This window comes from Micromonospora sp. CNZ296, from assembly GCF_007827635.1.
The window spans coordinates 39,172-65,771 of the sequence record NZ_VISW01000027.1; the positions used below are offsets into that span (position 1 = coordinate 39,172).

The window sequence follows — 26,600 nt, forward strand, 5'->3', positions numbered from 1 at the left end:
TCACACGGGCCATCCCATCATTGTGCCGCGCGATCCGTCGAGGTCACCGCGTGTGATCGCGCGTCACGTGCGGTATCGACCCGGGTGGCGGGTTCGGCCTGATGCTTGGCACCCGGGGTGGGCGCGGTGGAGGATACGAAGGTGTCAGCGGAGGCAGGGCCTGCTAGCGGCGGCGCGGACGAGCGCGTCCGCCGGGTCCGCCTCCCCGCCGACCGCCGCACCCCGGCGGCGGCCCGCGCGCTGGTCCGCACCATGCTGCTCGAAGCGCGGCTGCCCGAGCTGCTGAACGAGGCGCTGCTGCTCACCACCGAGCTGACCACCAACGCCGTCGAACACGCGCGTACCGAACTGGACATCGAGGTCGACACCGACCACAACGGCCTCACCGTGACAGTCACCGACTTCGCCTCCGGGCCGGTCGACGAGCTGATCGTGGGCGTGCGCAACACCACGTCCGACATCACCGAGGTCGCCGCCCGAGGGCGCGGCCTGCTGCTCGTCGACCACTTCTCCAGCCGGTGGGGCACCACGTACCTGCCCACCGGCAAGGGCGTCTGGTTCCGCCTGGACCGGCCCGGCCCCGGCGGGTCCGCCCGGCCGTCGGCCGGCCCACTGCGCGTCGCCGAACCGGAAGGAAACGGCGACGGTACGCCGAGCGCCGCGGCGATGAGTGAGTTGATGCAGCTCACCCCCGACTCGTACGCCGACGAGCCGCTGCCCGAGTTCGCCACCGGACTGCTGACCCGGGTCGCCGAGATGGTGGGCGCCGCCGGTGGCACGGTCCGGCTGGACCGGGGCGACGGACTCGGCACCCAGGTCTTCGCCCGGTACGGCCGGCCGGCGCGCGAGGGCAACGAGCTGCTGCGCGTCCCGCTCGCCGTGCACCGGCCGTACTCCGGTGAGCTGGAGCTGGACGCGGCGCCCTCGGCGTACGCCCGGCCGCTCGCCGTACTGGCCGCCGAACGGCTGTCGCTGCACCTGGAGAACGACCGGCTGCGCCGCGCCGACGTACGCCGCTCCACCTGGCTGACGTTCCTGGCCGAGGCCAGTGAACTGCTCGCCCAGTCGCTCGACGTCGAGCTGACCATGGCGCTTATCCCGCAGCTCGTGGTGCCCCGGCTCGGCCAGTGGTGCGCCGTGCACACCACCGACGAGTGGGGCCGCCTGCGGCTCGCCGCGTCGAGCCACGCCGACGAGGCGATGCTGCCGCAGCTGCACCGGATCCTCCAGGAGACCGGCCAGGACTCGATCCAGTCCCGGCTGCGCGAGGCGTCCCGCAACGCCGCCCAGGTGCCGCTCGGCGGGCCGATGGAGGGCTTCGCCGTACCGCTCATCGCCCGCGGCCAGCGGCTCGGCACCCTCGCCGTGGGCCGGCACCAGCGGCACCGGCACGACCCGGACGAGGTCTCGGTGCTGGAGGACGTGGCCCGCCGCGCCGCCCTCGCCATCGAGAACGCCCGCATCCACGCCGAGCGCCGCCGGGTCGCCCAGACGCTCCAGCAGTCGCTGCTGCCGCCGGTGCTCCCGGTGGTCGAGGGCATCGGCTTCGCCGCCGAGTACGTCCCGACCGGCGACGACGCGGAGGTCGGCGGCGACTTCTACGACGTGCTCCCGCTGCCGGACGGCCGCTGGCTCGTGGTGGTCGGCGACGTGTCAGGCAAGGGCGTGCAGGCCGCCGCCGTGACCGGCCTGGTCCGCGACGTGATCCGGGTGCTCGTCGGCGACGGCAAACCGCTGCCCGAGGTGCTCGGCCGGCTCAACGAGACGCTCGTGGAGCGCGGCGGCGGACGTTACTGCACGCTGGCGCTGGCGGCTGTCGCACCCGGCGACGGCGACCAGCTCGACGTCTCGCTGCACCTGGCCGGCCACGACCGCCCGGTGCTGCTGCACGGCGGTGGCGGCGCGACGTTCGTCGGCGCCGGCGGTACGGCGCTGGGCCTGCTCGACACGATCACCACGCCGACCGCCGAGCTGACACTCAAGCCCGGCGACGCGCTGATCTTCTACACCGACGGGGTCACCGAGCGGCGGCGCGGACGGGAGCTGTTCGGCACCGACCGGCTGCGCGAGTCGGCGGCGCCGCTGGCCGGGTACTCGGCCGACGTGGTGGCCGCCCGGCTGCGCGCCGCCACCATCGCCTTCTCGGTCGAGCCCCCACGCGACGACATAGCCATCCTGGTCCTCCGAAACGACACCCCCTAACCCCCGCCGCCTTCCCCGCCCGGGCGGGGCACCCCGCACCTGGGCGAGGCACCCCGCGCCCAGGCGGGCATCCCGTCGATCATGAAGTTGGCCGCTCAATTCGCCCGTTTCCTCCCCGTCAACTTCATGGTCAACCCACTCCGGCACGCCAGGGGGCGCCTCGGGTGCCCGTCGTCGCGCTTCAGGTCGCCCCGTCGCGCTTCAGGTCGCCCTTCGGCGGTGATCAAGGAGTTTGTGTTCTCCGGGGGCGCGAAATCTGACGCAAAGTCCTTGATCACCGGGGCGAGGCAGGGCGGGGACGGAGGCGGGGACGCGGGTGGCACCGAGGCTGTGCGGGGGCCGGGGCGCCGGGCAGGCGAGGGCGTCCGGCGGGCGCTCCCGTCGGGCAGGGCACCGGCACGGGTGAGCCGGATGTCGGCAGGCTGGTGCCCGGGCTGCGAGGGCTGGTCAGAGGCCTCCGGGGAGGCGGCCGGGGGCCAGGCGGTGGTGCGGGTCCAGGTGGGCCTTGGCGCTGCGCAGGCGCGGCAAAGTGGGCAGCTCGCCCCAGAGGTCCACGGCACGGCGTACCGCCGCGGGCGCGGCCACCACGACACACCGGCCCCGCCGGGCGATCAGCACACTGCGGACCGCGGTGAGGATCGAGGCGACCCGCTCGGGCGGCAGCGCGCCGGACAGGGCGGCGTGGACGGTGCCCGCGCCGGCCGAGCCGCGTACCGGCACCGGGCCGCCGGTGGCGTCGCGCAGCGCGTAGACGGCCGCGTGCAGGTCGTTGATCGGCACCTCGATGCGCAGCGCGGTGTCGCCGGGCGCGAACGGGTAACGCCCCCACCATTCCGGCGCGTGGTGGCTGATCATCGACTCGGCGCCGAGGACGGCGGTGAGCCGTTCGGCCCGCTCGGTCACGTCGGCCGGGCCGCCTTCCAGCAGCACCACCAGGCTGCCCGCCGCGGGTCGTCCGGTCACGGCGGGATGGTCGGGGCGGTTGACCACCGACGGGTGCGTCGGCGGAATGCGACGCCGGGGCAGCGGCACCGGCACCGGCAGGTCCAGTTCGACGGCGGCCGGATCGACGCCCGCGGCCAGTACGGCACGGACCAGGTCGTGCACCTCCAGCGGTGTCCAGACCGGACGGGACACCCAGAGCCGGCCGGCCGGCACGGCGTGCACCCGCATGGTGGCCGAGACCAGCACGCCGAGCCCGCCCTGCGAGCCGCAGAGCAGCCGGGCCACGTCGAGCCCGGGCACCTCGCCCCGACCGAGGATCGCATCCCCGCCACCCGGACCGTCGCCGAACGCACCACCGGCGCCCCAGCCCGCGGAACCGCCATCGCCCGCCGGACCCCGTTCACTCGCACGACCACCCCCGCTGCCCGGGGCGGCCCGGCCGAGCGCCTCCGTGCCGGACTCGCCGACGCTCACCAGCTCACCGTCGGCGTCGAGGTAGCGCACCCCGACGAGCTGGGCGCACGGGCTGCCGTGCCGATGGCGCAGCGGACCGGACTCGTCGGCGGCGAGCACCCCGCCGAGCGTCGCGCCCGGCGAGGGCGCGTCGACAGGCAGCCGCCGGTTGGTGCGCGCAAGCGTGGCCTGGACGGCGCGCAGCGGCGTACCGGCGCCGATCTCGGCCACCGCCGCGCCGCGCGGCTCGTGCCAGACCCCGGCGAGGCGGCCGGTGTCGAGCATGATGTCCACCTGCGCCGGCGCGGCCCCCCAGTCGATCTTCGTCCCGGCGCCGCGCGGCACCACTGTCAGGTCGTGCGCCGCGGCCAGCCGCAACACCTCCGCCGCGGCGTGCGGGCCGCCCGGCACGGCCACCCATCGGGCGATACGGCCGGCCACCTCGTCGGCCGGGCCGGCGAAGCGGGCGAACGGGGTGCCGCAGATCGCGGCCAGCTTCCGGGTGATGTCGAGGGCTTCGAGTCGGTCGGTGGAACGTGCCGCATCCGCCATGGCGGTTATCGTACACATGTTCGAAAGACCTGGCGGCGAGTCGCCGGATTCGGTCGGCGGGCGAGCCCGGCGGCGGCCCGCCGACCGGTAACGTGGCGCCGTGACCGAAACCCCACCGCCCGTCGCCAAGCGCGTCCCGACCGAGCGCCTTCATCACGGTGACACAGTCCTCGACGAGTACGCCTGGCTCGCCGCCAAGGACGACCCGGACACGATCGCGTATCTGGACGCCGAGAACGCGTACACCGAGGCGCGCACCGCCCACCTGGCCGGCCTGCGCGCGGAGCTGTTCGAGGAGACGCGCCGGCGCACGCAGGAGACCGACCTGTCGGTGCCGACCCGCAAGGACGGCTACTGGTACTACACCCGCACGGTGGAGGGCCAGCAGTACGGCGTGCACTGCCGGCGCGCGGTCCTGCCGGGCGAGACGGCGCCCCCGGTCAGCGCGGACGGCGCCCCGCTCGACGGCGAGGAGGTGCTGCTCGACGGCAACCAGCTCGCCGAGGGGCACGACTTCTTCTCGCTCGGCGCGTTCGACGTCAGCCCGGACGGGCGCTGGCTGGCCTACTCCACCGACTTCTCCGGCGACGAGCGCTTCACGCTGCGGATCAAGGATCTGACCACCGGCGAGTCGCTGCCGGACGAGGTACCGGACACGTTCTACGGCACGGCCTGGTCCAGCGACGCGTCCACGCTGTTCTACGTGACTGTGGACGAGGCGTGGCGGCCGAACCGGGTCTGGCGGCACACAGTCGGCACGGCGTCCACCGAGGACGTGGTGGTCTACCAGGAGGACGACGAGCGGTTCTGGGTCGGCGTCGAGCTGACCCGCTCGGAGCGTTTCGTGGTCATCGACATCCACAGCAAGATCACCAGCGAGGTGTGGGTGATCCCGGCGTCCAACCCGACCGGCGAGCCCGCCGTCGTGGCCCCGCGGCGTCAGGGCATCGAGTACGCGGTGGAGCACCACGGCCACCGCTTCCTGATCCTGCACAACGACGGCGCGGAGGACTTCGCGCTGGCGTACACCTCGGCGGACTCGCCGGGCGAGTGGGAGCCGCTGATCCCGCACACCCCTGGCACTCGGCTGGAGGCGGTCGACGCGTTCGAGAACCACCTCGTGGTGTCGCTGCGCACCAACGGCCTGACCGGCCTGCGGGTGCTGCCGGTGGGCAGCGACGACAGCTGGGACATCGACTTCCCGGAGCCGATCTACAGCGTCGGGCTGGACGCCAACCCCGAGTACCGCACGAGCGAGGTGCGGCTGCGCTACACCTCGCTCGTCACCCCCGACTCGGTCTACGACTACGACCTGGTCACCCGGGAGCTGACGCTGCGCCGGCAGAAGCCGGTCCGCCCCGGGCCGGACGGGCGGGCGTACGACCCGGCCGACTACGAGCAGCACCGGGACTGGGCGCTCGCCGACGACGGCACCCGCGTACCGATCTCGCTCGTCTGCCGCCGCGACACCCCGCGCGACGGCTCGGCGCCCGCCGTCATCTACGGCTACGGGTCGTACGAGGCGAGCATGGACCCGTGGTTCTCGATCGCCCGGCTGAGCCTGCTCGACCGCGGCGTGATCTTCGCGGTGGCGCACATCCGGGGCGGCGGTGAGCTGGGCCGGCGCTGGTACGACGAGGGCAAGCTGCTGGCCAAGAAGAACACGTTCACCGACTTCGTGGCCTGCGCCCGGCACCTCGTGAAGGCGGGCTGGACGGCGAGCGACCGGCTGGTCGCCCGGGGCGCCTCGGCCGGCGGCCTGCTGATGGGCGCGGTGGCGAACCTCGCCCCGGACGCGTTCACCGGCATCGTCGCGCAGGTGCCGTTCGTGGACGCGCTCACCTCGATCCTCGACCCGTCGCTGCCGCTGACTGTCACCGAGTGGGAGGAGTGGGGCAACCCGCTCGACGACCCCGAGGTCTACGCGTACATGAAGTCGTACACGCCGTACGAGAACGTGGCCACCGTCGAATACCCGGCGATCTTGGCGGTGACCAGCCTCAACGACACGCGCGTGCTCTATCACGAGCCGGCCAAGTGGATCGCCCGGCTGCGGTCGCTCGCGCCGGCCGGCGACTACCTGCTCAAGACCGAGATGGGCGCGGGCCACGGCGGCCCGAGCGGCCGGTACGACTCCTGGCGCGAGGAGGCGTTCGTCAACGCCTGGATCCTCGACCGCGTCGGCCGCGCCTGAGGTGTAAGGAAGGGCCCCTTATTAACAGACGTCTGTTAATAAGGGGCCCTTCCTTACACGGGGGCCTGCTCGGCCGCTGACCGCTCAGCCCGCGCGCAGTTCCTCCACCGACGTCGCGGTGCGCAGGAACAGCAGGCCGGCCACGACCGTGCACAGCACCGCCGCCAGCCCGCCCGCCGCGAGCCAGGCCAGCTGATCCCACGGTACGTCCGGCGGAACTGTCGTCTTCGGCACCCATTCGGTACGGGTGTACCGCGCCGCGGTGGCCGGATCGCCGCACAGTTCCGAGCCGGCGTCGCAGATCGTCCGCGTGAAGCCGCCGTTGCTCGGTGCCGGCATGACGCCCCGGACCAGCAGGTAGCCGACCGTCAACGCGAGCCCGATCGCGGGTACGGCGGGGGCGAGCGCGGCCCAGAGCAGCGACCGGCCGATGGTGGCCCGTGGCACGCCCGTCGCCACCTGCGCCGCGTACGCCCGTCGCCGGCTGGTGATCCCCTCGACCACCGCCACGAGCAGCCCACCGCCGGCGATCGCCATCGCCACCAGGACCGCGAGGTCGACCAGGTTCATCGCGCCGAGGTAGAAGCCCGGGTCGGCCAATCCGGAGCCGGTGCGGCGGGTCACCTCGGCCTCGGCCTGGAAGTCGGCACGCAGCCCTGCGGCACCGGCGCCGAAGATCAGCGCGGCCAGCAACGCGGCGAAGGTGCGGCTGCCCGCCCACGGGTCGGCGGCCAGCCGGCGGGCGGCGAGCAGGGCGGCCGGGCCGCGTCCGTGCCGGTGCAGCAGCCGGCCGGTCCGGTACGAGATCCAGCCGGTGCCCGACACCACGCCGATCATCGCGGTCAGCCCGCCGACGACGAGCAATGTCGGCACCGGCCAGTCGGGGGCCACGGCGCCACGCCGTTCGTACCAGAGCAGGAGCGGGCGGATCGCGGCGAACATCGCCAGCGCGGCGAGGATGAGCACGCCCGGCCACGGCCAGGGCGCCCGGGTGCGGACCTTGCGCACGACGCCGAACGGGGTGGTGGCGACCCGCCGCAGCAGCAACGCGCTCACCAGCGCGGCGGCCAGCGGCAGGCCGAGCACGACGGCTACCACCGCCACCGGGGCCGGGTGCACGTCGGTGGGCAGCGGCAGCCGCCCGTCCGCGTCGGGCCGGTGCAGCAGCCGGCGCCCGGCCAGGAAGACGGCCAGGCCGACGAGGGTGCCGAGCAGGCTCGCCACGCCGGTCTCGGCGACCGCGACCCGGGTGACCTGCCCGGGGGTGGCACCGGCCAGCCGGAACGCGGCCAGCCGCCGGTCCCGGCCCGGCGCGCCGAGGCGGGCGCACTGCCCGGCCAGTCCCAGGACCGGTACGCAGAGCAGCAGCAACGCGAACGCCACGCCGGGGCGCAGACCGGGTTCCCGCAGCAGGGCGTTGGTGTACTGGTCGGAGTTGAGCCCGTCGTCGCCGGACGGCTTCACCACCGACAGCACGGTCAGCGCGGCCAGCCCGGCCAGCGTCGCGAGCGCGGCGCTCACCGCCGTGAGCACCACCCGTGCGATGTCGGTGCGGGTGCCCGCCAGCACGAGACGCAGCAGCGTCCCCGGCCTCACCGTGACCCGCCCGGCAGCGCCGGGTCGAGCCCGAGCCCGGTGTGGTCGACCATGCCGTCGCGCAGGCTGACCTCCCGGTCCGCGTACGCGGCGATGCGCGGCTCGTGCGTCACCAGCACGACTGTGGTGCGCTGCTCGCGGGCCAGCCGGACCAGTTGGGTGAGCACCTGCTCGCCGGCCAGCGTGTCGAGCGCGCCGGTCGGCTCGTCGGCGAAGATCACCCGTGGTTCGGTGACGAGCGCCCGGGACAGCGCGCAGCGTTGCTGCTGCCCGCCGGACATCTCACCGGGCCGGGCGTCGGCGACGTCGGCCACGCCGAGCCGGTCCAGCCAGGAGAGCGCCGCCGTCCGCGCCGCTCGCCGCCCCGTGCCGGCGAGCAACAGCGGGAGCGCGACGTTCTCCGCGGCGGTCAGCTCGGCGACGAGCTGGCCGAACTGGAACAGCACCCCGAATTCGGTACGGCGCAGCCGCGAGCGGGCCGCCTCCGACCACGTGTCGATCCGTTCCCCGCGCCACGTGACCTGACCGGCGTCGGGGCGCAGGATGCCGGCGAGACAGTGCAGCAGCGTGGACTTGCCGCAGCCGCTCGGGCCGGTGACCGCGACGATCTCGCCTTCGGCCACGTCGAGCGTCACACCGCGCAGCGCGGGGTTGTGACCGTAGGCGCGGACCACTCCGCGCGCTTGCAGGAACGTCACGTGCGCACCTCCCGGTGCCAGTCGGCGACCCGGTCGAGGGTGGTGTGCAGCCACCGGAGATCGGCGTCGAGGTGGGCGATGGCGAAGTCGGCGGCGACCACCTCGTCGAGGCGGGCGCCGGGGGCCGTCTTCAGCGCGGTCAGTTCGCGCAGGCGTTGCGTGTGCGCCTGCCGCTGCGCGATCAGGTAGACGCGGGCCTGGTCGACGTCGGCCACCAGGAGCGCGACCACCACCTTGGCGAAGAGCGTGCTGGCCACGTACGGCATCGGCGGCTCGACGGTGCCGAGCCAGTGGTCCAGCGCCGCCCGCCCGTCCTCGGTGAGCGCGTACGAGGTGCGGTCCGGTCCGCTCTCGCGGGTCTGCCCGGCCGTGGCCACGAGGCCGTCGCGGCACAGGCGGGCCAGTGTCGCGTAGACCTGCCCGAAGGCGAGCGGCCGGGCGCGGGGCAGCCGCTCGTCGTGCGCGCGCTTCAGCTCGTAGCCGTGGCGCGGGCCGGCGGCGAGCAGCCCGAGCAGGACGTGCGACGTGGACACGGCCCTACTATTCGCTGAGCGAATAGTGGTGTCAAGAACGGCCCGCGCGGCGCACCACGCGGGCCGTTCGGTTCAGCGGGTCCAGGCCGGGTCGCGCCCGGCCCGGCCGAGCAGCGCGTCCATGCTGTCCGGTGCCGCGCCGGTGGGCACCGGCGGGCCGAACGCGCCCATCTTCTGCCCCGTGTCGCCCATCCGGTCCATGAACTCGTGTCCCGCGGCCACCACTGCCGGGTCCACGGTCAGCTCCTGGCCGGTGGCCCGCGCCAGGTCCCATCCGTGGACGGTGAGGTCGATCAGGGCCATCATGCCGACCGTCTCCTGCGGCAGTCCCATGCCGGGGGAGACCCCCTCCTGTGTGGCCGGGTCGGACCACGCCTCGGTCAGCCGGGCCGCCTCGGTCGCGAACCGGTCCCGCCAGCCGTCGGTCAGGTGGTCGGTCTTGCCGGACCAGTCGACCTCCTCCCGGCGGGCCAGCGCCTGGAAGTTGACCACCACGTCGAACAGGTGGCCCAGCAGGTCGCGCACTGTGTAGTCCGGGCAGGGGGTGGGCAGGACGAGCTGGTCGTCGGAGATGCCGCGCACCACAGCGGCCGTACGCGGCGCCGCGACGGCGAGCAGTTCACTGGTCTTGGTATTCATCGGGCCAGCGTATGAGGACGGCGTCGATCGGCCCCACTTCTCAGGACCAGGGGATCAGCGGCGACGGACCGCTACCACAGCGACATCGTCGTGAATCTCCGGCGGTGCCAGCTCGACGAGCAGCCGCCGGCAGAAATCGTCCAGGTCGTCGTCCACCCGGGTGGCGGCCACGCCGAGCGCCGCCATGCCGTCGTCGATCGTGGCGTCCCGCCGTTCGATCAGCCCGTCGGTGTAGAGCACGAGCGTGGCCCCGGCGGGCAGCACGAACTCCAGGTCCGGCGGGCGCGGCGCGCGTACGCCGAGCAGGGGCGCGGACTGCGTCACGAACTCGACCCTCCCGTCCCGGCTGAGCAACGCCGGCAGGTGCCCGGCGCTGGCCAGCCGGACCAGCCCGGTCGGCGGGTGGAGCAGCAGCACGCAGATGGTGGCCAGCTCGGTCGGCAGCAGGTTGCGCATCAGCTCGTTGACCCGGTCCAGGATCACGCCCGGCTGGTGCCCCTCGACCGCGTACGCCCGTACCGCGTGCCGCAGCTCGGCCATCACCGTGGCGGCGTGCAGCGAGTGCCCGGCCACGTCACCGATCGCCACCAGCAGGTGGCCGTCGAGCATCACCAGCTCGTAGAAGTCGCCGCCCACCTCGGTCTGCGCGCTCGCCGGCTCGTACCGGACGGCCAGGTCCAGGCCGACGACGTCGGGCAGCCGCTGCGGCAGCAGGCTGCGCTGCAACGTCACAGCGATCCGGTGCTCCTCGTCGAAGGACCGCTGCGCCTCGACCGCCGAGGCGACCGCCTGGGCGAGCTGCACCAGCACCGGCGTGCGTACGGTCTGGGTGGCGGTCGGCACCACCACGTAGAGCGGGGCCCGGTCCTCGCGCAGCCGGGAGGCGGCGACGGTCACGGTGTCGCCGTCCGGCCAGCCGGCCAGCGCCCAGTTGGCCGGCTCGTCGACGCGTACCCGGGTGCCGATCGGCACTCCGGTGTCGTCCACCACCCACGGCACGATGGTGGCCGGTGTGTGCGGGTCGGCCGCCACGCCCGCCAGGCAGTCCCCGTCGAACGTCTCGGCGACCACCGCCGCCGGGGCATTGAAGATCCGCGCCGCGCCGCTCGCGGCGGCCTCCAGCAGCCGGACGAAGTTCGGCGTCGCGTGCATCTCCACAGTGGCGTCGGCGAGCGCGGCGAGCCGTTCGGCGAGCTGCTCGGCCCGCCGCCGGGCCTGGTAGTAGCGCAGCACCGCGTGGGCGGTGGCGACCAGTTCCTCCGGCTCGATCGGCTCGGCCAGGTAGGCGTCCGCGCCCCGGGTGAGACCCTGCGCCCGGTCGACCACGTCGACCGCGTGCGCGGAGACGTGGATGACCGGGATCGACGGGTGCGCCTCCTTGATCCGCTCGCACACCTCGAAGCCGCTCATGTCCGGCAGACGGACGTCGAGCACCACGAGGTCGATGTGTTCCCGGTCCACCCGCTCCAGCGCCGCCGTGCCGTTCTCGGCCTCGACGGTGACGAAGCCGGCCCGGGTCAGCCAGTTGACCAGCAGGTATCGCTTGGGGCCGCTGTCGTCGACCACAAGCACGGTCACCGGCCCGCCGTCCACCGTCACGCTCCGCCCGCGGGGAGGACCACTGTGAACGTGCTGCCCCGGCCGGGTTCGCTGGTCAGCTCCAGCGTCCCGCCGAGCAGCGTGATCAGCCGGCGCGCGTACGGCAGGCCGAGCCCGGTGCCACCGACCCGGGTCGTGCCGGGCACCTGGTAGAACTCCTCGAAGACCCGTTCGTGCAGCTCCGGCGGGATGCCCACGCCGGTGTCGGTGACCGACAGCGTCCACTGGCCGCCGCGGCGCTCGGCGCGCAGGCGTACCTCGCCGCGTTCGGTGAACTTCAGTCCGTTGTGCAGCAGGTTGCGCAGCACCTGGGCGAGCAGCACCTCGTCCGAGCGCACAGTGGCCGGGGCCGGCGGTTCCTCGACCACCAGCTCCACCTCGGGGCGCGCGGCGAGCGCCCGCAGCGTGCCGCGCAACTGCCCGAACACGGCGCGCAGATCGACGTCGGACCAGTCCGGCTCGATCCGGCCCGACTCCGCCTTGGCCAGGTCGAGCAGCTCGTTGACCAGCCCCAGCAGGTCGCCCGCCGAGGAGCGGATCAGCCCCACCTGACGGGCCTGCTCGCCGGTGAGCGGGTCGGAGGCGGAGTCGGCGAGCAGCCGGGCCAGGCCGATGATCGCGGTGACCGGGGCGCGCAGCTCGTGGCTGACGTTCGCCAGGAACCGGCTCTTCGACTCGCTCGCGGCCCGCAGCTGGGCGGACTTCTCGTCCAGTTCGGCGTAGAGCGCCACCACACCGCGGTTGGTCTCCTCCAGCTCCTCGGTGAGCTGGTTGTAGAGCGCCATCACGCCGTGGTTGGTCTCCTGGAGTTCGGAGTTCAGCACCGCCAGCTCGTCGCGCTGGCTGCGTACCTCGTCGAGGGCGGCGATGAGCTGCGCGTTCTGGGCGGCCAACTCGTCCAGCGCGGAACCCGGCGCGCGCTCGGCCAGCTCGGCGCGGAGCTCGGCGGCGCGCTCGGCCGTCAGCTCCTCGGCGTGGTCGGGCACTCGTCGGGACATCCTCACGACGGTATCGCCCTCGACGGCCACCACCCGCAACGTGTCCACCAGACGCGCGACGGCGCCGGACTGCGGCTCGTACCGTCCACCGGGGAGCGGACGCAGCGGCGACAGGTCCACCTGGAGGACCCGGCGGCCGACCGCGTCCCGGTCGAGGGCGAACGTCACGTCCGCGCCGTCGGCCCCGTGCAACAGTTCCCGGGCCACCTCGCTGAGCGCGGTGGCGATCCGTACCTGGTCCTGATGTTCCAGCCCGACCGCCGCGGCCACCTCCCGGCCACGCTGCCGGACCAGGAAGATGTCCTGCTCCACCCGGAGCGCGAGGTGCAGGAGGGGCTCGGTCATGCCGCCCCCCGGGCCACCAGGACGCAGGCGTCGTCACGGCGGACACCGGCGTCGCGCAGCAGGGTCGCGGCGGCCAGCAGCGGGTTGCGGCCGGCGAGCCCGGGATAGTCGTCCAGATCCCAGCGGTCCACCACTCCGTCACTGTGCATGACCAGGGTGGCGTCGCGCGAGAAGGGGTAGTCGTACCCGCGGATCGCCGGACGCTGGTGCCCGGCGATGCCCGGCAGCGAGACCAGCCCGCGCCGCCGCTCGCCCGGCGCGACGATCATCGCGGCGATGTTGCCCAGCCCGGCGTAGCGGAGCACGCCGGCGGCCGGATCCGGTTCGGCCACCGCGAGCGCGGCGCCCCGGGTGTGCGAGATGGCGGCGTGCAGGTGCCGCACCACGACGTCCGGCGGCCCGTCCGGCGCCGAACGGAACGCGGACACGGCGGCACCTGTGGCGGCGGCGGCGAGCGGCCCGTGGCCCAGCCCGTCGGAGACCAGCACCTGCCGCCGGCCACCGACCTGGCGGACCGCGTACCCGTCGCCGCTCGTCTGCTCGCCGGTGATCGGCCGGGCCAGCCCGCCCGCCCAGTCCGGCTCCGGCGGTGCGGCGTCCCAGACCTGGACGACCAGGACCGTGCCCCGCCCCGGCGACGAGTAGCCGTCGAACCGGCTCGACTGCCGGGTGATCGCGCCGAGCCCGATGCCGAGCGTGCCGGCGGTGGAGTGGCCGTCGGCGGAGGAGAGCGTGAGGTCGGCCATGCCGGGGCCGGAGTCGATCGCGACCAGCTCCACGCCGGCCCGCCCGCCCCGGCGTGCCGGACGCATCAGGAGCGTGCCCTCGCGGGCGTGCTTGACCAGGTTGCTGGTGATCTCGGCGGTGACGATGGCCAGGTCCGCGACGCGCGCCGCGCTCAGTTCGAGCTGCCGGCCGAGACGCTCGGCCGCCCGGCGTACGCTGCCGGCGGTCGCGCCGGTGTCGACCCGGAACCAGATGCCGTGGTCGGGCACCACGTCGGCGATCATCGCGACCACTTGGTGACGGTGATCCGCGTCCCCTCGCCGACAGCCGTCCGGATGTCGAAGTCGTCGACGAGCCGGCGGGCGCCGCTCAGTCCCAGGCCCAGCCCGCCGCCGGTGGTGTAGCCGTCGGTGAGCGCCAGGTCGAGGTCGGGGATGCCCGGGCCCTCGTCGGCGAAGACGATCCGCACGCCGCGCCGGCGGCCGTCGGACACGGTGCTCACCTCGGCGCTGCCCCCGCCACCGTAGATCAGCGTGTTGCGGGCCAGCTCGCTGGCGGCGGTGACGAGCTTCGTCTGGTCCACCAGGGAGAGGCGGACCGCGACGGCTGTGGTACGCGCCAACTGCCGGACCCGCACCACGTCCTCGTCGCTGCGGATCGCCTGGGTCGCCGGCACACCCAGGTCGACGCCCGTGGTCATGCCGTCGCCGTCGTCTCGGTGTCCTCGTCGTCGGCCGCCTCGTCCCACTCGTCGGCGCGGCTGGCCGCGATCAGCTCCATGCCGCGCTCGACGTTCAGCGCGGTACGGATGCCGTTGAGCGACAGCCCCAGCTCGACGAGCGTGATGGCGACGGCCGGGCGCATGCCGACCACCACCGTCTCGGCGTCCAGCACTTTCGAGATGGACGCGATGGTGGACAGCATCCGGCCGACGAAGGAGTCGACGATGTCCAGCGCCGTGATGTCGATGATCACGCCGTGGCAGCCGGTGGCGACGATCCGCTCGGCCAGGTCCTCCTGCAACTGGACCGCCGTCTGGTCGGACATGTCGACCTGGATGGAGACCAGCAGGATGTCGCCGATCTTGAGGATCGGCACCCGTTCCATCAGGACTCCCGGCGCGGGCGGCGAGCGGTGGTCTCGACCCCGGTCAGGCGCAGCACGTGGCGCAGCGCGTCGGCGAGGCTCGCCTTGGTGGCGATGTCACCGAACTCGATGCCGAGGGCCACGATCGTCTGGGCGATCTGCGGGCGGATACCGGAGATGATGCAGTCGGCGCCCATCAGCCGGGCGGCCACCACGGTCTTGAGGATGTGCTGCGCGACCTGCGTGTCCACCGCCGGTACGCCGGTGATGTCGATGATCGCGTACGGCGAGCCGGTGTCGACGAGCGTCTGGAGCAGCCGCTCCATCACCACCTGGGCGCGGGCCGAGTCCAGCGTCCCGACCAGCGGGACGGCGACCACGCCCTCCCAGAGCTTCACCACCGGGGTGGACAGCTCCAGGAGCTGCTCCGCCTGGTCGGCGATCAGGCTCTCGCGGGCCCGGACGAACGTCTCGAACGTGAACAGGCCCATCTGGTCGATGAGCGCGGAGAAGGAGACGAAGTCGCGCAGGGTCTCGTCGCCCTTCTCCTCCTCCATCAGCTCCAGCAGGGTGTCCTTGAGCGCGAACACGCTGATCGCGGTCTCGGTGGCGGAGAATCCCTGGCGGGCCCGGTTGGTGGACAGCTCGGACAGCACCGCCCGCAGCTCACCACCGTGCTCGTCGGCCAGGTCGGAGACGCCCTGCCGGCCGGCGTCGACCAGCGCGCGGTGCAGCTCCTGGACCTGCCGCGCCAGCTCGGCCCGGCTCAGACGACCGCGCAGCGAACTGCCGACGATCTCCGTCCAGCGGTTGGTCAACCGGTCCGCGTGCTGACTGAGCAGGTGGGCGAGCCGACCACCCTGTTCGGCGCTCAACGCCATGGTGACCTCCCTGATTTGGACGGGCGGACTCTATCACCGGAGGCCGGGGCGCTACTTGTCACGGAGCAAAGAATGATCGACCGCACCCGTGACCGCTCCCGTTCTGCGCGTCGCGCCCATCGTGGGATACCGTTTCCCCCGAACACAGGAGGTCGACGAATGTCCTTGACGGTGCACACGGAACAGCGCGGCGACGTGGTCGTCGTGTCGGTCGCGGGCGAGCTCGACATGGCCACGGCACCGCAGCTCCAGGACCAGATCACGGATCTGCTGGACAAGGGGCGCAGTCGCCTCGTCTTCGACCTGGCCGAGGTGTCGTTCTGCGACTCCACCGGCCTGTCGGTGTTCGTCCGGGCGAAGAACAACTGCGACGAGGCGGGCGGCGTGGTCCGGCTGGCCGCCCCGCAGCGCGGCGTGCTGCGCATCCTCGAGGTCAGCGGCCTGGTCGAGGTGCTGCACACGTACCCGACGGTCGAGCAGGCCGTCGCGGGCGATCCCACCCCGGCCTCCTCCTGACCGATCCCGCTCAGCGCTCGTCCTCGATGTAGCGGGGACGGGCGATCACCATGCCCGCCGCCGTCTGCACGGCCAGCGCCACCAGCAGGAAGCCGATCGGGGCGGTCCAGCCGCCTGTCGCCTCGTAGAGGATGCCCACCAGCAGCGGCCCGAGAGCCGCGATCACGTACCCGGTGCTCTGCGCGAACGCGGACAGCGCCACGGTGCCCTCGGCGGTCCGGGCGCGCAGCCCGATCGTGGTCAGGATGAGCGGGAACGCGCCCTGGCCGAGCGCCAGCAGCAGCACCCACAGCGGCGCCAGGCCGTGCGGGGCGAGCGCCAGCCCGGCGTACGCGGCGGCGGAGAACACGGTCAGCGACAGCACCAGCGGGCGGAGCGTGGCCAGCCGTCCGGCGAGCGCCGGCATCATCAGCGCCACCGGCACGCCCAGCGCGGTCACCCCGGCGAGCAGCAGCCCGGCCGTCTCCGGCCGGTATCCGGCGTCCCGGAAGAGCTGGGCCAGCCAGCCCATGATCGCGTACCCGCTGAGCGACTGCGCCCCGAAGTAGACCGCCATGGCCCAGCCGAGCCGGGTCCGCCCCGGCTGCACGCGGGCCGGGGCGGCGACCGCCACCGCCGGGGGCGCGGCCCGTCGCGCGGCGCGGGCGCGCAGCGCCAGCGGCACCCACGGGAGTACGGCCAGCGCGGCCAGCCCGGCCCAGATGCCGAGTCCGGCCCGCCAGGAGCCGAACGCGTGCGCGACCGGCACGGCGGAGGCGGCGGCCACCGTCGTGCCCACAGTCAGGGCCATCGTGTACGCCCCGGTGACCAATCCGGTGCGGTGCGGGAAGTGCTGCTTGACGAGCATCGGCAGCAGGATGTTCGCCACCGCGATGCCGGCCAGCGCGAGCGCGCTGGTGAGCACGAAGACCGCCGCCGAGCCGGTGACCGCGCGCAGCACCTGCCCGACGGTGAGCGCCACCATGGCCACCACCAGCACCCGGGGCGCGGCCCAGCGGCGGACCAGCCACGGGGTGAGCGCGCCGAGTCCGGCGAAGGCGATGGTGGGCAGCGTGGTGACCAGGCCGGCCATCGCGCCGGAGAGGCCCAGGCCGACCCGGATCTCGTCGAGCAGGGCGCCGAGGCTGGTCACCGCGGCCCGCAGGTTCAGCGCGACGAGCAGCATCCCGGCGAGCACGAGCAGACCGCCCCGGACCGGGCCGGCCGCCGGGGCGGGGCCCGCCGCGGGTGTGACGCCGGGGGCGGGCACTGTCGCGGCGGGCGCAGGTGGCGGAGTCATGACCTCGAACCTACAATCATGGGATGAATTTCGGCACGAGGTGTAACCGGTGACACCCGCCGTGGATTCCGTCGCCGTGCCTCCGCGCGGTCACCGGGTCCGGCAGACGATCGAGCAGCTCCGGGAACGGATCCTCGGCGGCGAGTGGCCGGTGGGCGGGCGCATCCCCACCGAGCCGCAACTGGTCGCCGCGCTCGGCGTCGGGCGGAACACGGTCCGTGAGGCGGTCCGCGCGCTCGTGCACGCCGGGGTGCTGGAGTGCCGACAGGGCTCCGGCACCTACGTGGTGTCGACCGACGAGCTGGCGCCAGTGGTGGCCCGCCGGCTCACCGACGACCGGATGACCGAGGTGATCGAGGTCCGGCGCGCGTTCGAGGTGGAGGCCGCCCGGCTCGCCGCGCTGAGGCGTACCCCCGAGGACCTGGCGGCGCTCGACGGCGCGCTCGCGGCCCGCGAGGCCGCGTGGCGCGGCGGCCGGGTGGACGAGTTCGTGGAGGCGGACGCCGCGCTGCACACGGTCGTGGTGGCGGCCGCGCACAACGCCATGCTCGCCGAGCTGTACGCCTCGGTCGGCGCCGCGCTGCGCAGCACGGTGGCCCAGGCGATGGGTGAGGCGCTCACTCCGGAGCGGTACGTGGACCACGGCCGGCTGGTCGAGGCGATCCGGGCCGGCGACCCGCAGCGGGCGGCGATCGAAGCCGGTGCTTTTCTCGAAGGGCCCGCCGGGGCATAGGTTGTCCCCGACGCAGACTCATCAGGGCACGGGAGTACGGATGCTCAAGGGCTTCAAAGACTTCATCATGCGCGGCAACGTCGTCGACCTGGCGGTCGGTGTCGTCATCGGCGCCGCGTTCACCGGCGTGGTTACCCAGCTCACCAAGTCGTTCCTGGAACCGCTGGTACGCGTGTTCATCGCGCTGATCACCGGCAGCAAGGACGGCCTCAGCGGCTCGACGCCCAAGTTCCGGGGCATCCCGTTCGACTGGGTGGCCTTCGTCAACGCGGCGATCACGTTCGTGCTCACCGCGGCGGCGCTCTACTTCCTCGTCGTCTACCCGATGAACAGGCTCGCCGAGCGGCGCAAGCGCGGCGAGGAGCCGCCGCCCTCGGCCCCCAGCGAGGAGGTCAAGCTGCTCACCGAGATCCGGGACGCGCTGCTCGCCGGCAACCACGGCACGCCCGGCCAGCGCAGCGCCCTGGACGACGTGCTCGGCCGCCGGCAGGAGCCGCCCGCGCCGCGCTGACGCCATAGCCGATCGGCCCCCGCGACGATCTCGCGGGGGCCGACGTGTATCGAACACATGTTCGATAGAGTCCGGGCATGGAGCAGCGTAGGCACTGGTGGAACGGGAAATGGGGACGCCTCGCCCGGCGTGACGTCTTCCTCCGGGTGGACGGCGACCGCTGGCACGTCGAGCAGCGGGCCGGCGGTGCCGAGGGGATCTCCCGCTTCTACGAGCACGCCAGCGTCGAGGAGGCCGAGGAGACGATCCGGGCGCTGCTGGACGGCACCGACACCTGGCGCGAGCTGTCCCCCCGCCCGCCGGGCGGCTGGGCCCCCTCCGTTTAGCTCCCGCGCGCCCCGGGAACCGCTTCTGCATGAGCCAGCAGCAGGACACCGTCTCCCGGGTCACCACCGGCATGCGGGTGGTCGACTCCGCAGGCGTCGAGGTGGGCACAGTCGATCTCGTGCAGCGCGGCGACCCGGCCGCGGTGACCGTGCAGGCGCCCGCCCCGGTCGACCCGGGCAGCAGCCTGGACGAGCTGATCGAGTCGGCGGCGGCCGAGGAGCCGGACGTACCGGCCGACCTGGCCGCCCGGCTGCTCCGCGACGGCTACCTCAAGGTCTCCACCGAGCTGGTCCGCACCGGCGCGGTCTACGTGCTGGCCGACCGGATCGCCGCGGTGGGCGACGGCGCGGTACGCCTCACCGTCCCGGCCGCGGAGCTGCCCGCCGAGGAGTGACACCCGGGGTCGAATGCGCCGATTCGGCGGCCCTGCGCGTCGAGGCGGCCACGCCCGGAAAGCGGCCTACGCTCGTCGGGTGCTCCTGACCTATGTGGACGAGTCGTACACCGATCGCTGGTACTGGATCGGCGCACTTCTGGTCCCGGAGGCCGTGGCCATCCCGCTCAGCACCGCACTCGACGAGGTGATGACGGACGCGGCCAAGGCGTACGGCATCGACCGAGCCGCCGAACTCCACGGGTACGACCTGTTCCAGGGGCGGACGGCCTGGGCGAGGGTGCCGCCACGCGCCCGGATCGCCGTCTACAACGCGGCGCTCAAGGCGATCGGCACGTACGACGTCACAGTCATCCTGCGCGGCGTCGACCGGCACGGCCTCACCCGGCGCTACGGGCTCACCCGCCCCGCTCACGAGGTGGTGCTGTCACACCTTCTGGAACGGGTGGACGGATACGCGGCGATGCGGGACGAACTGGCCCTGGTGATCGCGGACGAGGTCGACAACCCCGCAAGCCACCGCTCGGACCTGACCCGTTACCGGGTCGACGGAACCGGGGGCTACCGTTCCCGGCGGCTCAGCCGGATCGTGGACACCCTGCACTTCGCCCCGTCGCACGCCTCCCGGCTGGTGCAGGCCGTCGACCTGGTCACCTTCCTGTTCCGCAGGATGGCGAGCGGGGCGGGCGCGGATCCTCGGGAGGCGACGACGAACACGCGGCTGTGGTCCTGGGTCGAGCCGCGCCGATACCACTCGTGGTGCTGGCATCCGACCGGGCGGCCGACGCACGAAGGGCCCGCCTGAAAGCGGGCCCTAAGGCGGTTGCGGGAACCCTGACGGGCCTCCTGCGCACTCCAGGTTAACAGTTCGTCACCCGGTCCGGCCGGAAAGCGACGGGGCGGATTCGGTCCGGGGCGGCTCGACCGGCGGGGATGCGACCGCCCGGCGGCGGAACAGCAGCAGCATCAGCCAGCCCGCGACCAGTCCCCAGAACGCGCCACCCACCCCGAGCAGGCTCACCCCGGAGGCGGTGACCACGAACGTCACCACTGCTGCCTCCCGCGCGTCCGGCTGGGCGACCGCCGCCGCGACGGCCCCGGCGAGCGCGCCGAGCAGGGCGAGCCCGGCGACGGCCTCGACCAGCACCGGCGGGGAGAGCAGCACCAGGGCGGTGGCCACGCCGGCGCCCAGGCCGAGCAGGGCCAGGCCGATCCCGGCGGTGACCGAGGCGATCCAGCGCCGCTCCGGGTCCGGGTGGGCGTCCGGGCCGGCGGCCAGGGCCGCGGTGATCGCCGCCAGGTTCACCGCGTGGCCGCCCGCCGGGGCGCCGAGGGCGGTGGCGAGGCCTGTCACCCGCAACGCCGAGCCCAGCGGGGCCCGGTAGCCGTACCCGGCGAGCACCGCGGTTCCGGGCACGTTCTGGGCGGCCATGGTGACCAGGAACAGCGGCAGCGCGAGCCCGACGACTGCGGGCAGCGTCCAGGACGGCGCGGTGAACGCGACGACCGGTGCGACGTCCAGCCGGGCCGGCCCGGAGGCGGTCAGGGCGATCGCGATCACCGCCACGGCGAGCGCGCCCGGTACCGCCCAGCGGCGGGCGAACCGGTGCAGCAGCAGCCAGACCAGCACCACCGGCCCGGCGAGCCGGGGCACCTCGACCAGGGCGCGTACCGGGGCCGTACACAGCGGCAGCAGCACCCCGGCGAGCATGGCGGAGGCGATCGGGGCGGGGATCGCGGCGACCGCACGGCCGAGCGCCGGGATCAGCCCGGCCGCGATGATCAGCAGCCCGGCGAGCAGGAAGGCGCCGACCGCTGCGGGCCAGCCGCCGGCGACCGGTCCGGTGGCCACGAGCAGCGCCGCGCCCGGCGTGGACCAGGCGATCGACAGCGGCAGCCGGTGCCGCAGGCCGAGCCAGACCGCGCAGGCGCCGCTGGCGACGCAGAGCGCGAGCAGGCCGGAAGCGGCCTGGTCCGGATCGGCGCCGACCGCGCGCAGCCCGGCCAGGACGACTGTGAACGAGCTGGCGAAGCCGACCAGAGCGGTCACCACGCCGGCCAGGACGGGCTGGAGCCGACCGCCCATGCTGTCCTCCTCCGACCGTTCCGTTTACGGAACGGCACGGTGTAGCACGATAGCCCCCATGACAGCCGCCGCACCAGCCGATGACCGGAGCGCCCGGGAGGTCGGCAGGCGCATCCGCTCGCTCCGCACCGAGCGGGGCATCTCCCTGTCCGAGCTGGCCCGCCTCGCGGGCGTCGGCAAGGCCACGCTCTCCGGCCTGGAGAACGGCGTGCGCAACCCCCGGCTGGAGACGCTGTACGCGATCACCGCGCAGCTCGGCGTACCGCTGACCGCCGTGCTCGCCACGCCCGACCAGGCGCCGACCCTGCGCGGGGCCGCGGTGGGAGGCACGCTGCTGGAGGTCTTCAGCGACCGGGAGGCGACCTACGAGCTGTACCGGATGTGGGTCACCCCGGGTCCGGCGCAGCTCTCCCCCGCCCACTCCAGCGGCGTGACCGAACACGTGACGGTCTTCTCCGGCGTGCTCCGCGCCGGCCCGGCCGACGCCCCGCTGACCGCCGGTCCCGGGGGCTACCTGCGGTGGACCTCCGACGTGCCGCACACCTACGCGGCGGTGGGCGAGGAGGAGGTTCATGCGAGCCTCCTGCTGCGCTATCCTCGTCCGTCCACACCGGACAGTTGACGCATACCCAGGATGCAAGCTGATGACATTTCTTTCAGCAGACCCGCCAGCGCGTGCAGACGCGGACCCGTTCTTCTTGGCAAGCTTGTCGTCATGACGCTCATCCTCCGCTCGGCCATCCTCAACGACGTCGGCCTCGTCCGGACCAACAACGAGGACTCCGCCCTCGCCGGTGACCGCCTCGTGGCGGTGGCCGACGGCATGGGCGGGCTCCCCGCCGGCGAGGTGGCCAGCGAGATCGTCATCCGGATCCTGGACGAGCTGACGCCGCCCACCGGCGCCGACGAGGCCGCCGACGCGCTGCGCGCCGTCGTCAGCACCGCGAACCAGCGCATCCGCGCGGCCATCACGGTGGACCCGGCCCGCGACGGCATGGGTACGACGCTCACCGCCGCCCTGCTCGCCGGGGACACCCTGGTCCTGGCCCAGGTCGGCGACTCCCGCTGCTACCTGCTGCGCGACCACGAGCTGACCCAGCTCACCCGCGACGACACGTTCGTCCAGGCGCTCGTCGACCAGGGCGCGCTCTCCCGCGACCAGGCCCGGCACCACCCGCAGCGCTCGCTCGTCACCCGGGCGGTGCAGGGCTCGGACGCGCCGCCCGCCGTCGGGGCGCTCACCGTCTTCCCCGGCGACCGGCTGCTGCTGTGCAGCGACGGCCTCTCCGACTACGTGGAGGACGCCGCCATCGCCGCGGCGCTCGCCACCTACGGGGACCGCCAGCAGTGCGGCGAGCAACTGGTGAAACTGGCCCACCAGGCCGGCGCGCCGGACAACGTGACTGTGGTCATCTCGGACGTCACCGAGGCGTGAGCGGGCGCCCTTTCCGGTTGCGGACCACGGCGGGTGCGGTTGGGATGAACGGATGCACATTCGCCGGCTGGCCGCCGATGAACGACTGACCACCAGCTTCCCGCTCCAGGCGTACGCGTTCGAGGCCTCGCCGATGGGCGCCACCCGGACCGACCAGTTCCGTGCGTACCTGCCGTACAACGCCGGGAACACGACGCTGGTGGCCGAGGAGGACGGGGTCACCGCGGCGGCCGTGTCGGCGATACCGATGCGGCAGAACCTGCGCGGCGCGGTGCTGCCGATGGCCGGTGTCGCGGGCGTGGCCACCCATCCGCTGGCCCGCCGGCGCGGGCACGTCCGCACGCTCATGCAGCAGCTCCTCGACGGCGTGCGCGACGAGGGCCACCAGCTCACCGCGCTGCACCCGTTCCGCGCCTCGTTCTACGAGCGCTTCGGCTACATCGGGCTGCCCCGGCGGCGTACCGCGATCTTCAACCCGGCGGACCTGGCGCCGCTGCTGCGCGCCGACCTGCCGGACGAGCTGGTCTGGGAGCGGATCGGCGCGGGGTACGCGCGGTGGCGCGCGTACACCGAGCGGTGCCTGCGCGAGCGGCACGGCTTCGCCGTCTTCCCGGACTTCCGGGCGGTCGGGCTGCGCGACCGGGACGACCGCTGGCTGGTCAGCGTGGTGCGCGGCGGCGAGACGGTCGGCGCTGTCACCTACCGGATCGACGACCACGCCGGCACGCTGTTCGCCGACGACCTGCTGGTCGACGACGCGTACGCCCGCGCGTCGGTGCTCCAGTTCTTCGCCCGGCACGTCGACCAGGTGGCCCGGATCAGCGTCCAGGTGACCCCCGACGAACTGCCCGAGCTGTGGCTCACCGACCTCGACGTGCAGGTGGAGGCGCGGGTGGCCCGGCCCGACCCGACCGCGCCGATGGCCCGGCTGCTCAGCCTGGACGCGCTCGCCGAGCAGCCGGTCGGGGTCGGCCGGGTACTGATCGAGGTAGTCGGCGACCGCTGGCTCGCCGGTCGCCACCTGCTCGACGGCACCACGGGCAAGCTCGCGGTGCTGCCCGCGCAGACCGCCGCCGAGGGCAGCGTGCCGGCCGCGCGGCTCACCGCCGCCGGGCTGTCCGCCCTGGCGTACGGGGTGCTCGACCCGGCCGAGGTGGTCGTACGCGGGCTGGGCGAGGTGCCGGTGGACGCGGCCGGTGAGCTGCGCCGCCTCTTCCCCCGGGAACTGCCGCACCTGTTCGCCGACTTCTGACCCGGTTGACGGCGCACGCCCCGGGGTAGGGTCCAGCGCGTGCCGGAGTGGCTGGAAGCGGGATTCTGGGGCCTGCTCGCCGGGTCGGCCCTGCTGATCGGGGCGGCCGTCGGGTTCTTCGCGCGCGTACCGCGCCGGGTGACCGCCTCGGTGATGGCGTTCGGGGCGGGCGTGCTGCTGTCCGCCGTCTCGTTCGAGTTGATCGACGAGGCGCACGAGCAAGGCGGGCTGCTGCCGGTGGCGATCGGCGCCGCGGCCGGTGCACTGCTGTACACCGCGGCGAACGTGCTGCTGGCCCGGCACGGCGCGCGGCACCGCAAGCGCTCCGGCGACGAGCAGCCCTCCGAGCGGGAACAGCCCGGCTCGGGTACGGCCATCGCGGTCGGCGCGCTGCTCGACGGCGTACCCGAATCGGTGGTGATCGGCGCGAGCCTGCTGGCCGGCGGCCCGGTCAGCCTGGTCACCGTCATCGCGGTGTTCCTCAGCAACGTGCCGGAAGGTCTGTCCAGCGCGGCGGGCATGCGGCAGGCCGGACGCACCCGGCGTTACGTGTTCGGGCTGTGGACGGCCATCGCGTTGATCTCCGGTGCGGCGGCGCTGGCCGGGTACACGCTGCTCGGCGGCGCGCCACCCGAGGTGCTGGCGACGATCACCGCGCTCGCCGCGGGCGCGATCCTGGCGATGATCACCGACACCATGGTCCCGGAGGCGTTCGCGGACGCGCACCTGCTGGTCGGGCTGATCACCGTGCTCGGTTTCCTTGTCGCGTTCGCGCTCTCGCACGCCTGACCGTCCCGCTCGGTGCTGTCTGCTGCCGCGCGGTCGCCGGCTCAGGTGCCGGCTGCGGCTCCGGCTTGGGCTGCGGCTCCCGGCGCTGGCTGCGGCTCCGGTGCCGGCTGCGGCTCCGGCGCTGGCTGCGGCTGCGGCTTAGCGGCGGGTTAAGGATCGGCTGTGGAGTCGTGCCGGGGCGGCCGGTCCTCCTAGCATCGGGCGGTGCGCGTGAAGTCGGCTGTCACTCTGCTCGCCCTCGCCCTGACGACGGCAACGCTGCCCGCCTGCGGTGACGATCCGGCCCCCGCGCCCGACGCCGGCGTCGCCGGCTCGTCGGCCAGTCCGGCAGCCGCCCCGTCGGCCTCCCCGAGTGGGCGGGCCGGTCTCGGCAGCGCCCGGCCGAGCCCCAGCCCTGCCACCGTCACGTTCCGCGCCGGCAACCCGAACGGCCGGGCCGCCGTACCGGCCGAGGCGCGTCCGGTGGACACCTCGCGCCCGACCCGTACCGTCGGCAGCGGCACCCCGGCGAGCTGCACCTCGGAGGCGGTGGTGAAGGCCGTCGCGGCCGGTGGCGTCATCACGTTCGACTGCGGACCCGCGCCGGTGACCATCACCATGAAGGCCACAGCCAAGGTGGTGAACTCGCACGGCCCGCGCGTCGTGCTGGACGGCGGCGGCACTGTCACGCTGAGCGGCGGCGGCAAGCGCCGGATCCTCTACATGAACACCTGCGACGAGGCGCAGGGCTGGACCACCTCGCACTGCCAGAACCAGGACCACCCGCGGCTCACCGTGCAGAACCTGACGTTCGCCGACGGGGACGCCACCGGCGAGCGGACCGAGGGCGGTGGGGGCGGCGCCATCTTCGTGCGCGGCGGGCGGTTCACCGTGATCAACTCACGGTTCGTCGGCAACCGCTGTGACCGCACCGGCCCGGACCTCGGAGGCGCCGCGCTGCGGGTGCTGAGCCAGTTCGAAAACAAACCGGTGTACGTGGTGAGCAGCACCTTCACCGGCGGGGTGTGCGCCAACGGCGGGGCGCTGAGCAGTATCGGCGTCTCCTGGACGGTGCTGAACAGCGTCTTCCGGGACAACCGTGCGGTCGGTACGGGAGCGAACCCGGCCCGGGGCGGCACGCCGGGTGGCGGTAGCGGCGGTGCGATCTACTGCGACGGCAACGAATTCGCGGTACGGATCGCCGGCACGGTGATCGAGGACAACAGCGCGAACGAGGGCGGCGGCGCGATCTTCTTCGTCAGCAACAACCGCACCGGCACCCTGAAGATCGACAGCAGCACCCTGCGGCGCAACCCCAGCCGAGGCTTCGAGACGAAGGGCCACCCCGGCATCTTCTTCCTGGGCGCCCAGATCTCCTGACCGTCCTGCCCGCTCCTGCCCCGCCCCGTCCCGCCCCGCCCCGCCCCGCCGATCATGAAGTTGACGGCCTCCCTGTCGGCGTGTCGCCCCGTCAACCTCATGATCGCCGCCTGACCGACCGGCTCGCGCACGCCACCCTCGCCCCGCCTCGTCGATCATGAAGTTGACGGTCCCGTCGTCGGCGTGTCGCCCCGCCAACTTCATGATCACCGGCCAACTCCCGGCCCGACGGCGCCCACCCCGCCCGCCTCACCTCGCGCCTACCCTCTCAGCTCGGTGATCAAGGAGTTTGCGTCCTAGTTGATCTCTGGGAGGGACACAAACTCCTTGATCAACAGGGCGAGGTGGGGCGGGGCGGGCGGGGTCAGGCGGAGACGGCGGGGATGCTCCTATAGAAGTCAAGCGGTGTTGAGGGTGGTGAAGTCGGCGAGGAGGGCGGTGTGGATCTCGCGGACGATGTAGCGCTTGAGGC

At 73.6% G+C, this 26,600-nt stretch carries 26 protein-coding genes; 13 read left to right on the top strand and 13 right to left on the bottom strand.

What is annotated here, in order from left to right; translation table 11 throughout:
- The first annotated feature begins 141 nt into the window (after nucleotides 1-141).
- A complete protein-coding gene (locus FB455_RS30855) occupies nucleotides 142-2,202 on the top strand; it encodes a SpoIIE family protein phosphatase (protein ID WP_145755635.1) in 2,061 nt (686 codons plus the stop codon).
- 447 nt (nucleotides 2,203-2,649) lie between these two features.
- On the opposite strand, the gene FB455_RS30860 is transcribed toward FB455_RS30855, so the two are convergent.
- Nucleotides 2,650-4,152, bottom strand: a complete 1,503-nt coding sequence (locus FB455_RS30860; protein ID WP_486481620.1) for an FAD-binding oxidoreductase — start codon at nucleotides 4,150-4,152, stop codon at nucleotides 2,650-2,652.
- Between the two features lie 100 nt (nucleotides 4,153-4,252).
- On the opposite strand from FB455_RS30860, the gene FB455_RS30865 reads away from it, so the two are divergent.
- The gene (locus FB455_RS30865; protein ID WP_145755637.1) at nucleotides 4,253-6,346 is read left to right on the top strand and encodes a S9 family peptidase; all 2,094 of its coding nucleotides are present in this window, start codon (nucleotides 4,253-4,255) and stop codon (nucleotides 6,344-6,346) included.
- A gap of 84 nt (nucleotides 6,347-6,430) precedes the next feature.
- On the opposite strand, the gene FB455_RS30870 is transcribed toward FB455_RS30865, so the two are convergent.
- From FB455_RS30870 to FB455_RS30915, 10 genes are all read right to left on the bottom strand, one after another.
- Entirely contained in the window at nucleotides 6,431-7,942 is a 1,512-nt protein-coding gene (locus FB455_RS30870) for an FtsX-like permease family protein (protein WP_145755638.1), read from the bottom strand.
- The gene (locus tag FB455_RS30875; RefSeq protein WP_013283530.1) at nucleotides 7,939-8,640 is read right to left on the bottom strand and encodes an ABC transporter ATP-binding protein; all 702 of its coding nucleotides are present in this window, start codon (nucleotides 8,638-8,640) and stop codon (nucleotides 7,939-7,941) included. The genes FB455_RS30870 and FB455_RS30875 overlap by 4 nt, the downstream gene beginning before the upstream one ends.
- Nucleotides 8,637-9,173, bottom strand: a complete 537-nt coding sequence (locus FB455_RS30880; RefSeq protein ID WP_091330414.1) for a PadR family transcriptional regulator — start codon at nucleotides 9,171-9,173, stop codon at nucleotides 8,637-8,639. Before FB455_RS30880 ends, FB455_RS30875 begins: the two co-directional genes overlap by 4 nt.
- 72 nt (nucleotides 9,174-9,245) lie before the next feature.
- Nucleotides 9,246-9,812 (bottom strand): TIGR03086 family metal-binding protein, encoded by a 567-nt coding sequence (locus tag FB455_RS30885; RefSeq protein ID WP_013473507.1) that lies wholly within the window; start codon nucleotides 9,810-9,812, stop codon nucleotides 9,246-9,248.
- 54 nt (nucleotides 9,813-9,866) lie between these two features.
- Nucleotides 9,867-11,405: a SpoIIE family protein phosphatase gene (locus FB455_RS30890; protein ID WP_013473506.1), complete on the bottom strand. Its 1,539-nt coding sequence runs from the start codon at nucleotides 11,403-11,405 to the stop codon at nucleotides 9,867-9,869.
- A gap of 2 nt (nucleotides 11,406-11,407) precedes the next feature.
- A complete protein-coding gene (locus FB455_RS30895; RefSeq protein ID WP_013283526.1) occupies nucleotides 11,408-12,754 on the bottom strand; it encodes a sensor histidine kinase in 1,347 nt (448 codons plus the stop codon).
- A complete protein-coding gene (locus FB455_RS30900) occupies nucleotides 12,751-13,764 on the bottom strand; it encodes a SpoIIE family protein phosphatase (RefSeq protein ID WP_013283525.1) in 1,014 nt (337 codons plus the stop codon). Before FB455_RS30900 ends, FB455_RS30895 begins: the two co-directional genes overlap by 4 nt.
- Nucleotides 13,761-14,180: an ATP-binding protein gene (locus FB455_RS30905; RefSeq protein WP_013283524.1), complete on the bottom strand. Its 420-nt coding sequence runs from the start codon at nucleotides 14,178-14,180 to the stop codon at nucleotides 13,761-13,763. Before FB455_RS30905 ends, FB455_RS30900 begins: the two co-directional genes overlap by 4 nt.
- Nucleotides 14,177-14,587 carry an STAS domain-containing protein gene (locus FB455_RS30910; RefSeq protein WP_013283523.1) on the bottom strand — a complete coding sequence of 137 codons (411 nt, stop codon included), beginning with the start codon at nucleotides 14,585-14,587 and terminating at the stop codon, nucleotides 14,177-14,179. The genes FB455_RS30905 and FB455_RS30910 overlap by 4 nt, the downstream gene beginning before the upstream one ends.
- On the bottom strand, nucleotides 14,587-15,447 hold the full coding sequence (locus tag FB455_RS30915) for an STAS domain-containing protein (protein ID WP_030273512.1): 861 nt from the start codon (nucleotides 15,445-15,447) through the stop codon (nucleotides 14,587-14,589). The genes FB455_RS30910 and FB455_RS30915 overlap by 1 nt, the downstream gene beginning before the upstream one ends.
- Before the next feature lie 159 nt (nucleotides 15,448-15,606).
- Here FB455_RS30915 and FB455_RS30920 point away from each other — a divergent pair, with 159 nt between their 5' ends.
- Nucleotides 15,607-15,963: an STAS domain-containing protein gene (locus FB455_RS30920; protein WP_018789120.1), complete on the top strand. Its 357-nt coding sequence runs from the start codon at nucleotides 15,607-15,609 to the stop codon at nucleotides 15,961-15,963.
- Between the two features lie 10 nt (nucleotides 15,964-15,973).
- Here the strand turns inward: FB455_RS30920 and FB455_RS30925 are convergent, their stop codons facing one another.
- Entirely contained in the window at nucleotides 15,974-17,242 is a 1,269-nt protein-coding gene (locus FB455_RS30925; protein ID WP_013283520.1) for an MFS transporter, read from the bottom strand.
- 49 nt (nucleotides 17,243-17,291) lie between these two features.
- On the opposite strand from FB455_RS30925, the gene FB455_RS30930 reads away from it, so the two are divergent.
- From FB455_RS30930 to FB455_RS30950, 5 genes are all read left to right on the top strand, one after another.
- Nucleotides 17,292-17,975, top strand: coding sequence for an FCD domain-containing protein (locus tag FB455_RS30930; RefSeq protein WP_145755639.1), 684 nt, complete (start codon nucleotides 17,292-17,294; stop codon nucleotides 17,973-17,975).
- A 40-nt stretch (nucleotides 17,976-18,015) separates the two neighbouring features.
- Complete coding sequence (gene mscL / locus FB455_RS30935) at nucleotides 18,016-18,486, top strand: large conductance mechanosensitive channel protein MscL (protein ID WP_013283518.1); 471 nt, start codon at nucleotides 18,016-18,018, stop codon at nucleotides 18,484-18,486.
- Nucleotides 18,487-18,563: 77 nt separating this feature from the next.
- On the top strand, nucleotides 18,564-18,812 hold the full coding sequence (locus tag FB455_RS30940) for a hypothetical protein (protein WP_013283517.1): 249 nt from the start codon (nucleotides 18,564-18,566) through the stop codon (nucleotides 18,810-18,812).
- Between the two features lie 29 nt (nucleotides 18,813-18,841).
- Entirely contained in the window at nucleotides 18,842-19,207 is a 366-nt protein-coding gene (locus FB455_RS30945) for a hypothetical protein (protein WP_013283516.1), read from the top strand.
- Nucleotides 19,208-19,286: 79 nt separating this feature from the next.
- Nucleotides 19,287-20,012 carry a DUF3800 domain-containing protein gene (locus tag FB455_RS30950; RefSeq protein ID WP_030273506.1) on the top strand — a complete coding sequence of 242 codons (726 nt, stop codon included), beginning with the start codon at nucleotides 19,287-19,289 and terminating at the stop codon, nucleotides 20,010-20,012.
- 66 nt (nucleotides 20,013-20,078) lie between these two features.
- Here FB455_RS30950 and FB455_RS30955 read toward each other — a convergent pair whose 3' ends face one another.
- A complete protein-coding gene (locus FB455_RS30955; RefSeq protein WP_145755640.1) occupies nucleotides 20,079-21,293 on the bottom strand; it encodes a benzoate/H(+) symporter BenE family transporter in 1,215 nt (404 codons plus the stop codon).
- Between the two features lie 58 nt (nucleotides 21,294-21,351).
- Between FB455_RS30955 and FB455_RS30960 the strand changes: the two genes are divergently transcribed.
- From FB455_RS30960 to FB455_RS30980, 5 genes are all read left to right on the top strand, one after another.
- Complete coding sequence (locus tag FB455_RS30960; RefSeq protein ID WP_145755641.1) at nucleotides 21,352-21,915, top strand: XRE family transcriptional regulator; 564 nt, start codon at nucleotides 21,352-21,354, stop codon at nucleotides 21,913-21,915.
- A gap of 93 nt (nucleotides 21,916-22,008) precedes the next feature.
- Nucleotides 22,009-22,728: a PP2C family protein-serine/threonine phosphatase gene (locus FB455_RS30965; protein ID WP_013283512.1), complete on the top strand. Its 720-nt coding sequence runs from the start codon at nucleotides 22,009-22,011 to the stop codon at nucleotides 22,726-22,728.
- Nucleotides 22,729-22,780: 52 nt separating this feature from the next.
- Nucleotides 22,781-23,980, top strand: coding sequence for a GNAT family N-acetyltransferase (locus tag FB455_RS30970; protein WP_071097152.1), 1,200 nt, complete (start codon nucleotides 22,781-22,783; stop codon nucleotides 23,978-23,980).
- 39 nt (nucleotides 23,981-24,019) lie between these two features.
- Complete coding sequence (locus tag FB455_RS30975; protein ID WP_047893435.1) at nucleotides 24,020-24,769, top strand: ZIP family metal transporter; 750 nt, start codon at nucleotides 24,020-24,022, stop codon at nucleotides 24,767-24,769.
- Between the two features lie 210 nt (nucleotides 24,770-24,979).
- Nucleotides 24,980-26,128 (top strand): hypothetical protein, encoded by a 1,149-nt coding sequence (locus FB455_RS30980; RefSeq protein ID WP_145755643.1) that lies wholly within the window; start codon nucleotides 24,980-24,982, stop codon nucleotides 26,126-26,128.
- Nucleotides 26,129-26,600 lie beyond the last annotated feature (472 nt).